General features: G+C 66.0%; 12 protein-coding genes and 1 pseudogene. 4 read left to right on the top strand and 9 right to left on the bottom strand.

What is annotated here, in order from left to right:
- From A9W95_RS07860 to A9W95_RS07845, 4 genes are all read right to left on the bottom strand, one after another.
- On the bottom strand, positions 1-337 hold a 337-nt coding region (locus tag A9W95_RS07860; RefSeq protein WP_172826581.1), incomplete at its 3' end, for an ATP-binding protein.
- Positions 337-714 (bottom strand): YraN family protein, encoded by a 378-nt coding sequence (locus A9W95_RS07855; protein ID WP_067410483.1) that lies wholly within the window; start codon positions 712-714, stop codon positions 337-339. The genes A9W95_RS07860 and A9W95_RS07855, both read right to left, overlap by 1 nt.
- 103 nt (positions 715-817) lie before the next feature.
- Positions 818-1,639 (bottom strand): formate dehydrogenase accessory sulfurtransferase FdhD, encoded by an 822-nt coding sequence (gene fdhD / locus A9W95_RS07850; RefSeq protein ID WP_067410480.1) that lies wholly within the window; start codon positions 1,637-1,639, stop codon positions 818-820.
- A gap of 25 nt (positions 1,640-1,664) precedes the next feature.
- Complete coding sequence (locus A9W95_RS07845) at positions 1,665-2,648, bottom strand: NAD-dependent epimerase/dehydratase family protein (protein WP_067410486.1); 984 nt, start codon at positions 2,646-2,648, stop codon at positions 1,665-1,667.
- A gap of 125 nt (positions 2,649-2,773) precedes the next feature.
- On the opposite strand from A9W95_RS07845, the gene A9W95_RS07840 reads away from it, so the two are divergent.
- Positions 2,774-4,132 carry a wax ester/triacylglycerol synthase family O-acyltransferase gene (locus A9W95_RS07840; RefSeq protein WP_067410477.1) on the top strand — a complete coding sequence of 453 codons (1,359 nt, stop codon included), beginning with the start codon at positions 2,774-2,776 and terminating at the stop codon, positions 4,130-4,132.
- A 107-nt stretch (positions 4,133-4,239) separates the two neighbouring features.
- Positions 4,240-4,995, top strand: a complete 756-nt coding sequence (locus tag A9W95_RS07835) for a GAF and ANTAR domain-containing protein (RefSeq protein WP_253851591.1) — start codon at positions 4,240-4,242, stop codon at positions 4,993-4,995.
- Positions 4,996-4,999: 4 nt separating this feature from the next.
- Here A9W95_RS07835 and A9W95_RS07830 read toward each other — a convergent pair whose 3' ends face one another.
- The 4 genes and pseudogenes from A9W95_RS07830 to rplS all read right to left on the bottom strand — a co-directional run bounded on the left by A9W95_RS07830 (position 5,000) and on the right by rplS (position 7,352).
- Positions 5,000-5,305, bottom strand: coding sequence for a DUF2469 domain-containing protein (locus A9W95_RS07830; protein ID WP_012393608.1), 306 nt, complete (start codon positions 5,303-5,305; stop codon positions 5,000-5,002).
- Positions 5,302-6,122: pseudogene (locus tag A9W95_RS07825) on the bottom strand (ribonuclease HII). Before A9W95_RS07825 ends, A9W95_RS07830 begins: the two are co-directional and overlap by 4 nt.
- Before the next feature lie 3 nt (positions 6,123-6,125).
- Entirely contained in the window at positions 6,126-6,965 is an 840-nt protein-coding gene (gene lepB, locus A9W95_RS07820) for a signal peptidase I (protein WP_067410470.1), read from the bottom strand.
- A 45-nt stretch (positions 6,966-7,010) separates the two neighbouring features.
- Positions 7,011-7,352, bottom strand: a complete 342-nt coding sequence (gene rplS, locus A9W95_RS07815; protein ID WP_067410467.1) for a 50S ribosomal protein L19 — start codon at positions 7,350-7,352, stop codon at positions 7,011-7,013.
- A gap of 237 nt (positions 7,353-7,589) precedes the next feature.
- Here rplS and A9W95_RS28200 point away from each other — a divergent pair, with 237 nt between their 5' ends.
- Both A9W95_RS28200 and A9W95_RS07810 read left to right on the top strand, forming a co-directional pair.
- Entirely contained in the window at positions 7,590-7,718 is a 129-nt protein-coding gene (locus A9W95_RS28200) for a hypothetical protein (RefSeq protein ID WP_256388884.1), read from the top strand.
- Positions 7,700-8,650 (top strand): hypothetical protein, encoded by a 951-nt coding sequence (locus A9W95_RS07810; protein WP_067410464.1) that lies wholly within the window; start codon positions 7,700-7,702, stop codon positions 8,648-8,650. Before A9W95_RS28200 ends, A9W95_RS07810 begins: the two co-directional genes overlap by 19 nt.
- 114 nt (positions 8,651-8,764) lie before the next feature.
- Here the strand turns inward: A9W95_RS07810 and trmD are convergent.
- Positions 8,765-9,331 (bottom strand): tRNA (guanosine(37)-N1)-methyltransferase TrmD (gene trmD, locus A9W95_RS07805; RefSeq protein ID WP_067410462.1); only part of this gene is annotated, 567 nt, incomplete at its 5' end.

Below are 9,331 nucleotides of genomic sequence, written 5' to 3'. Positions count from 1 at the left end.
CCAGCGACAACTCGCCCAACAGGACCGTCTTTTCCAGCTTGTGCCACGGCTTCTTGCGCTGGGCCGACAAAACCGCGGCGGCCAAGGCGATGTCGTAGACCGATCCCATCTTGGGCAGCGTCGCCGGGGACAACGCCAGCGTCAGCCGTGCCATCGGCCAGGTGTTGCCGCAATTGGTGACCGCGGCCCGCACTCGGTCGCGGGACTCCTGCAACGCCGCGTCCGGCAACCCCACCAGGTGCACGCCGGGCAACCCGGAGGTGATGTCGGCTTCGATTTCCACTGTCTCACCGGCCAATCCGCGCACCGCGACCGAGAACGCACGCCCGAGCGCCATCAGCCCACACCTTGCAGGTGGGTGATCTCCGGAGTGCGCCGCTGTCCGATCTGCACACCGATGACGTCGATGCGCACCGCAGCCCAGCCCTGGTGTTGGGTTGCCAGCCACAACCCGGCCAGCCGGCGCAGCCGTCGAACCTTGCGCTCGGTCACCGCGTAGGGCAGTCCGCCGTAGCTGTCACCGGTGCGGGTCTTGACCTCGACGAACACCACCGTCCCGGTGGCCGGGTCGGCGGCGATCACGTCGAGTTCGCCGTAGCGACAACGCCAATTGCGGTCCAAGACCCGCAACCCAGCCCGGGTCAGAAAGTCCACCGCCAGCGCCTCGCCCATGGCGCCCAGCTGGATGCGGGTCATTGTCTTCGTGGTCGTCATGCCTGCGAGCTTGGGCCCTGGTCCCGACAGAGCGCGTCGCAGACCATGCCGCTCCCATTGGAAATCGGCGGGTTATCCCCAGTGTGGGGTTCCTCCACAGCGATTAGGTGACGCGGTCCGCCCGGGTATAGACGTTCATCGACTCATCGCGCAAAAACGCCACCAACGTGACGCCCGACTCCTCGGCCAACGAGACGGCCAGCGACGACGGCGCCGAAACCGCTGCCAGTACCGGGATTCCGGCCATCACGGCTTTCTGCGTCAACTCGAACGACGCCCGACCGCTGACCAGCAAGACCGTGGCGCCCAGCGGTATCCGGCTGTGTTCCAGCGCCCAGCCGATGACCTTGTCGACCGCGTTGTGCCGGCCGATGTCCTCACGCACCACGAGCATGGTGCCGTCGACCGACAATAGGGCTGCCGCGTGCAACCCGCCGGTGCTGGCGAAGACTTTCTGCGCCCCGCGCAATTGGTTCGGCATGGCCTGCAGGGTCGCAGCGCTCACGATGGACGGGTCGTCGCCGGGTGAATGACGGCTGATCAACCGGACCGCGTCCAGCGAAGCCTTGCCGCACACTCCGCAGGACGACGTCGTGTAGAAGTTGCGCGTGACGTCCAGCCCGGGCGGCTCCACGCCCGCCGCCAACGTCACGTCGAGCACGTTGTAGGTGTTCAACCCGTCGTCGCCACGTCCCCCGCAGTACCGGACGGTCCGCACGTCGTCGCGGTTGGTGATGACCCCTTCGGTCAGCAGAAAACCTTGCGCCAGTTCGATATCGGCGCCGGGAGTGCGCATGGTCACCGTCACCGGCGTCCCGTTGACCCGAATTTCCAGCGGCTCCTCGACCGCCAGTGTTTCGGGTCGGGTGATCGACTTGTCACCAGTGAGATGCCTGACCCGCCGGTGCGCCGTTACGTGGCTCACCGCATCAACGTACCGCTGCCGACCCTCAGCGGACGGCCGCGGCCAACTGCGCCAAGGTTTCCGCCGAGGAGTGGGTGGGATGCCAACCCAGCTCGCGTTCTGCTCTCGAGGTGTCCATCACCACCGACGTGCGCGCCGTGTGCAGCCACTCCAGCAGCGACGGAATGAACGGCATCTTCGAGATCGCCGCCGACGCCGCCGAGGCAGCTTTGGCGGGAACCCGGACCGGGCGCCCACCCAGCGCCTTGGCCACGTCGCTGATCGTGACCACGCCCTTGCCGGCGATGTTGTAGGCCCCCGGCGGTGCGGGAGCCGTTGCCGCCAGCGCGATCGCTGCGGCGACGTCGTCGTGGTGAACCAGCTGCAGCGGCACACCCGGGTCCGGTATCACCGGCTTGAGCACTGGGACCGCGCATACCACCCCCCGGACCGGCGCCGGAAGCTGATTCCACGGCATCGCGTCGGCCAACGCGTGGGCGTCGGGCCCGGCCACGATGCAGGGGCGCAGTACGAAGACCTCCAGTGATGAACCTTCCGTGACCTCGGCCAGCACCTTTTCGCACTCGGCCTTTTGCGCCGAGTAATAGTGTTCGTCGGAACCACGCGTTGGGACGTCCTCGGTGATCGGCACGGGGTTGTCGGAGTGGTATCCGTAGGCGGCCACCGACGAGGTGTAGACCAAGCGGCGCGGCCGCTGCGCGGCGACGGTCGCCTCGAACACATTGCGGGTGCCTTGCAGGTTGACGCGGCTGCTTTCTTCGCGCGACCCCATGATGATGAATGCCAGGTGGACCACGACGTCGGCCTGTTCGACCAGCGCGTCGACCGCGTCTCGGTCGAGGATGTCGCCCTCCTGATAGGTGGTCTTGACCCAGCCACGCACTCTGGGGTCGAACGGCCGGCGCGCCATTCCGATGATCTTTTCCACGGCGGGTTCACGTTCCAGGGCGGTGACCGCCGAGATGCCGATTTCCCCAGTCGGTCCGGTGACCGCGACAGTTAGTCCCACCCGTCCGAGCTTCCCCGCCTTGCCGCTACCCAAACCCGCGCCGACGCGTGCAATTCGAACCGGATGTGTGCGAGCCGCTGCGCATGGCTATTCCGTGGGGAAAAGACCTACCAGGGAGAGAATCCATGAAGCTGATAGAGCCGGCCGATTCCATGTTTCTCGTCGGCGAGTCTCGCGAGCATCCGATGCATGTTGGCAGCCTGCAGCTTTTCCAGCCTCCTGAAAATGTCGGTCCGGAGTTCGTGACCGAAGCCTATGAGTCGATGCTCGACTGCACCGAGGTCCAGCCGACCTTCCGTAAGCATCCGGCGTTCTTCGGTCCGCTCACCAATCTGGCGTGGTCCTTCGAGAAGGAAGTCGAACTCGACTACCACTTCCGCCGGTCCGCGCTGCCCCGTCCGGGCCGGGTCCGCGAACTGCTCGAACTGGCCTCACGCCTGCATGGCAGCCTGCTGGACCGCCACCGCCCGTTGTGGGAAGCGCACCTGGTCGAAGGGCTGAACGACGGGCGCTACGCGGTTTACACGAAGTTCCACCATTCGCTGATGGACGGGGTGTCTGCGCTGAAGCTGCTGCAACGTGCGTTCACCAGCGACCCCAACGACGACGAGGTGCGGGTGCCGTGGGCGCTCGGGCCGCGTCAACGGACCGACCACGGCCGTCAGTCGTCTCCGTTGGACTCCATCACCGGGGCCCTGGGATCGGCTGCGGCACTTGCCCCGTCGACTTTGTCGCTGGCGCGTGCCGCGCTGCTCGAGCAACAGCTCACGTTCCCCTTCCGCGCGCCCAAAACCATGTTCAACGTCCGCATCGGCGGGGCCCGGCGCATCGCCGCCCAGTCGTGGTCGCTGGAGCGCATCAATGCGGTGAAGTCCGCGGCAGGAGTCACCTTCAACGACATCGTGCTGGCGATGTCCGCCGGAGCGCTGCGGGCCTATCTGATCGAACAGAACGCTCTGCCCGACAACCCGTTGATCGCGATGGTGCCGGTCAGCCTGCGCAGCGATAACGACGGTGAGAGCGGCGGCAACAAGGTGGGAACGGTGTTGTGCAACCTCAACACCGACATCGAAGACGCCGGCCGGCGATTGCAAGGCATCCACTCCTCCATGTCCGACAGCAAGGAGGTCTTCACCAACCTGCCGCGGGTACAGCAGTTGGCGCTGTCGGCTTTCATGACCGGCGGCTTGTTCCTCGGATTGATTCCGGGATTTATCCGCACGGCCCCGCCACCGTTCAATATCGTTATCTCTAATGTCCCGGGCACCAAGGACCCGCTGTACTGGCGGGGCGCACGCATGGTCGGCAACTATCCGTTGTCGATCGCGTTGGACGGTCAGGCGATGAACATCACCGTCACCAACAACGCGGAGAACATCGACTTCGGGCTCGTCGGCGCCCGGGGCAGCGTGCCTCATATGCAGCGCATGCTCGGGCACTTAGAGACGTCACTGAAAGACTTGGAACGCGCCGTCGGAGTGTGACGTCATGTTCAGGACCGTTAATCTACGGGCATTCACGGGGGCCGTTGCGCCCGTGGTGAATACCGGGGCCACCGGGCCCCCGAGAGGCAGAAGGGAGGGAAGACGTGGTGGACCAGCCAACAGAAACCGAAGGGTCGACACCTGGCGGAGCGACGGCCGACCCCGCCACCGTCTTCGCCGCCCTTGCCGAGATCATCTACCAGGGCACCGACGCGGCGCAGATGTATGCCGCGATCTGCGTGGCGGCCACCCTGATCGTGCCGGGCTGCGACCACGCCAGCTTGTTGGTGCGCCGCAATGATCGCTATGTGACCGTAGGCGCGAGCGACCGGCTGGCGTACCGCATCGACGATTTGGAGCGGCGCGCCGGCGATGGGCCCTGCATCGATGCCATCGAGGAGGAGAAGCCGCAGATCGACCCGGATCTGACCACGGGATCCCACTGGCCCAAGTTTGCTTCGTTGCTGACCGCGGAAACCCCGGTGCGCGGGGCCATGGGCTTTCGGCTGCTGATCGACAAACGCAAGATCGCCGCGCTCAACCTGTTCAGCGAGAAGGCGAACGTGTTCAACACCGAGTCCGCCGGTCGGGCGGCGGTGCTGGCCGCGTTCGCCAGTGTGGCGATTAACGCGGTCGCCCAGGGTGAAGACGCGGTGAGCCTGCGGCGAGGACTGCTGAGCAACCGCGAGATCGGCAAAGCGGTCGGCATGCTGATGATGCTGCACGACATGAACGAGGACCAGGCGTTCGACCTGCTGCGTCGCCATTCCCAAAGCCTCAACATCAAGCTGGCCGACGTGGCCCGACGGGTCATCGACCGCCGCGGTCAGCCGCCGTTCGACGGCACGAACGGCAGCGGCTAAACCGCTACTCCGGGAGCCGCAGTTCCGGTTTCTCGACTTCCTCGATGTTGACGTCCTTGAAGGTCACCACGCGAACCTGCTTGACGAATCGCGCCGGGCGGTACATGTCCCACACCCAGGCGTCGGCCAGCCGCAGTTCGAAGTAGACCTCCCCGTCGGCGTTGCGGGGCACCATCTCCACGCTGTTGGCCAGGTAGAAGCGCCGCTCGGTTTCTACGACGTAGCTGAACTGCCCGACGATGTCCTTGTATTCGCGGTACAGCGAGAGCTCCATCTCGGTTTCATACTTTTCGAGATCCTCTGCACTCATCTGCCACTCATCCGCTCAGACGTCCTTTTCCCAACCCAACTTGCCCGGCTTTTGGCCCGCCCGCTCGCCGGGGGGAAACTCGTGTTCCCATCTTTCCTCACCGGTATTCGCCGCCCTCGGCGGGAGGGTCGGCTTTGAACTCGGCCACCACCTTCACCTCCGAGCCAGTCGCCACCCGACGCACATTGATGAACGAGTACCGGTGCTGGGCGCAGGGGCCCAGCTCGGCCAGCGCCCGGCTGTGCGCGCGGGTGCAGTAGCCCTTGTGATCGGCGAAGCCGTACCCGGGATGCTCGGCGTCCATCGCCACCATCAATCGGTCCCGGCTGACTTTGGCCAGCACGCTGGCCGCCGCGATGCACGCGGCCGCCGCATCGCCACCGATCACCGGCAGCGACGGCACCGCCAGTCCGGGTACCCGGAAGCCGTCACTGAGCACATAACCTGGCCGCACGGACAACCCGGCCACCGCGCGCCGCATCCCCTCGATGTTGGCTACGTGCACTCCGCGGCGGTCCACCTCGGTCGACGGGATGAACACCACGTGGTACGCGAGAGCGTAGCGGCGAATCAGCGGAAACAGCCGTTCCCGCGCCTTCTCGGTGAGCTTCTTCGAATCGTCCAGCGCCGCAAGGCTTTCCAGCCGGTTGGGGCCGAGTACGCAGGCCGCGACCACCAGCGGGCCGGCGCAGGCGCCGCGACCGACCTCGTCGACCCCGGCCACCGGGCCCAGACCGCTGCGGTGCAACGCAGATTCCAGCGTGCGCAGGCCCGACGACTTACGGATCACCGTCCGGGGCGGCCAGGTGGTGGCCATCGGCTACTGCCCCTGTTGAGGGTTCAGCGAGCCCACACCACCCCACCGCGATGGCGGCCACACGATGAATCTGGCCTTGCCGATGACGTTGGACACCGGCACGGTGCCCGCGGTCGGGTCACCGGTGCACAACATCGGGCAATGGGCACGGGAATCCGCCGAGTGCGTGCGGTTGTCACCCATCACCCACAACCGCCCTTGCGGCACGGTGACCGGCCCGAACTCACTGCCCAGACACGGGTACACCGACGGATCGGCCATCATGGTGCTCGGATCCAGATACGGTTCTTTGAGCGGTTTGCCGTTGACGGTCAACCCGGTGTCCGACCGGCATTGCACGGTCTGGCCGCCCACCGCGATCACGCGTTTGACCAGGTCATTCTCGTCGGGCGGCACAAAGCCGATGAAGGACAGCGCGTTTTGCACCCACCGCACCACGGTGTTGGAGGAGCGAATCGACTTGTAGCCGAGGTTCCAGTTCGGCGGACCCTTGAACACCACGACGTCACCCGTCTTGGGCGAGCTGAAGCGATAGGTGAGTTTGTCGACCAGGATGCGGTCGCCCACGCAGGTGGCACACCCGTGCAGCGTGGGCTCCATCGACTCCGACGGGATCAGATACGGCCGCGCGACGAAGGTCAGCATGACGTAGTAAAGGACTACCGCGATGATCGCCAGGGTCGCCAGTTCGCGCAGCGACGACTTCTTGGGCTTCTTCGACTTGTCGTCGTCAACCTCTTCGGGTGCGGCGGGCACAGCAGCGACTTCCGGGTCGCCGGACGCGGGCGCCGGCTGAGCGGAGTCCGGCTGACGATCCGATGGAGAGCCGGAGGTTTCGGTCACGAGACCACCGTAGTCAGCCGGAATCGGCCGCCGAGGCGCGGCAAGTCAGCGCTTCTCTTTGATCTTGGCTTTCTTGCCGCGAAGTTCACGCAGGTAGTACAGCTTGGCGCGACGGACGTCGCCACGAGTCACCACCTCGATATGGTCGATGTTCGGCGAGTGCACCGGGAAGGTCCGCTCGACGCCGACGCCGTAACTTTCCTTGCGCACCGTGAACGTCTCGCGGATGCCGCCGCCCTGCCGGCGGATCACCACACCCTTGAACACCTGAATACGTTCCTTGGCGCCCTCGATGACCTTGACGTGGACGTTGATGGTGTCACCCGGGTGGAAGGCCGGGATGTCGTCGCGCAGCGACGTCTTGTCGACGAAGTCCAGCCTGTTCATTGGAAAGACACTTCCTCGTGGTCGCGGCGTGGTCACCGCTCACACGGGGGCGTGAGTCGATCACCAAGCCGATGGTTTCGGGCTTTGTGGGTGTATCTCGCAGCAGGCGGGAAGCGGCCCGGCCCGCTGACACGTCGGAGACAACTGGTCAATTGTGCCAGACGGTACGCATGCCATGAAAATCACAGGAAATCCGGGTGGTTCGCGACCGGCCGAAAGCCGGTGCAAATGGTACATATGACTGGGGTCGAACCGCGCGAGACCAACCCGCCGCGTGACGCCCGGGGCGATGGCGATGCGGCCGCCCACGAACACATCTGCACCGCCGACCTAGACAAGGAAGTGGTATGCGAGCACGGCCGCTGACAATGCTCACCGCCGCGGCGGCGGTGACGTTGGTCGTGGTCGCCGGCTGTGAGGCCAAGGTCCAGGCGAAGGCCTACAGCACTCCCTCCCCCGGGACGCAGCACCAGCCCGAACAACTTCCTCAGCAGCAGGTCGTCGACTTGCTGCTGCACGAAGTCGGCCCCCTGCAGGCGCCCGAAGCCCGGGTGCCGATCAGCGGCCTCAGCGGCGCCCAGGCCCGCGTCCAGCAGGCCACCGAGCAGGCCGCGGCCAGTGGCGCCACCCTGTCCGTGGCCATCCTCGACCGGGCCACCCACCAGCTGGTCTCCAACGGCAACGTGCAGATCGTCGGCACCGCGTCGGTGGCCAAACTGTTCATCGCCGACGACCTGCTGCTGCGCGAAGCAGAAGGCAAGGCCACGCTGTCGGCCGAGGACCACCAGGCGCTGGACGTGATGTTGCAGTCCTCCGACGACGGGGCCGCCGAACGCTTCTGGTCACTGGACGGCGAAGACGCCATCATCACCCAGGTCGCGAGCCGCTACGGCCTCACCTCGACGTTGCCACCCAGCGACGGGCGCTGGTGGAACACGGTGAGCACGGCGCAGGACTTGATCCGGTACTACGAGATGCTGCTCGACGGCACCGGCGGACTTCCGGCGGATCGGGCCCGCGTCATCGTCAACGACCTTGCCCAGTCGACCCCGAACGGCGTCGACGGTTACCCCCAGCGGTTCGGCATTCCCGACGGCTTGTACGCCGAACCCGTCGCCGTCAAGCAGGGCTGGATGTGCTGCATCGGCGCGGACTGGATGCACCTGTCGACCGGTGTGATCGGCGCCGACCGCCGCTACATCATGGTGATCGAGTCGCTGCAGCCTTCCGACGACGCCACCGCGCGCGAGACGATCACCCAGGCCGTCAAGACGATCTTCCCCAACGGCCGCATCTAAGCTTTCTCCGGCGAGCAGCTTCCCCCCGCCAGCACCTTCCCCCTGCGAGCAGACGCAAAATCGCACGATTTGGGCGCGTCGGATGCGAGTTTGCGTCTGCTCGCCCGAGGGGGGTCAGTCCAACAGGTCCGGCCGGCGCTCCCGGGTGCGCTGCAGCGAAACCTCCCGGCGCCAGGCCGCGATGCGGGCGTGGTCACCGGAGAGCAGCACGTCGGGTACGTCGAGGCCCCGCCAGCTCGGTGGCCGGGTGTAACTCGGACCTTCCAACAGTCGCTCCGCGCCGGGAGAGAACGAGTCCTGCTGATGGGATGCGGGGTTGCCCAGAACCCCGGGCACCAGCCGCAACACAGCTTCGATCATCACGACGGTCGCCGACTCCCCGCCGGGCAAGACGTAGTCACCGATCGAGACCTCGGCCACCCGCATCTGGCGAGCGGCGTCGTCGATGACACGCTGGTCGATGCCTTCGTAACGGCCGCACGCGAACACCAGATGCTCCTCGCTGCTCCAGCGTCGCGCGGTGTCCTGGGTGAACAATGAACCGGCCGGTGTGGGTACCACCAAAAGCGTTTCCGGAGTGCATGTTTCATCGAGTGCGGCGCCCCACACCGGGGCTTTCATCACCATGCCGGGCCCGCCGCCGTAGGGCGCGTCGTCCACCGAGTGATGCACATCGTGCGT

The organism is Mycobacterium sp. 1423905.2 (genome assembly GCF_001673155.1).
Taxonomy (GTDB): Bacteria; Actinomycetota; Actinomycetes; order Mycobacteriales; family Mycobacteriaceae; genus Mycobacterium.
This window is presented reverse-complemented; position numbering and strand designations above follow the sequence as displayed.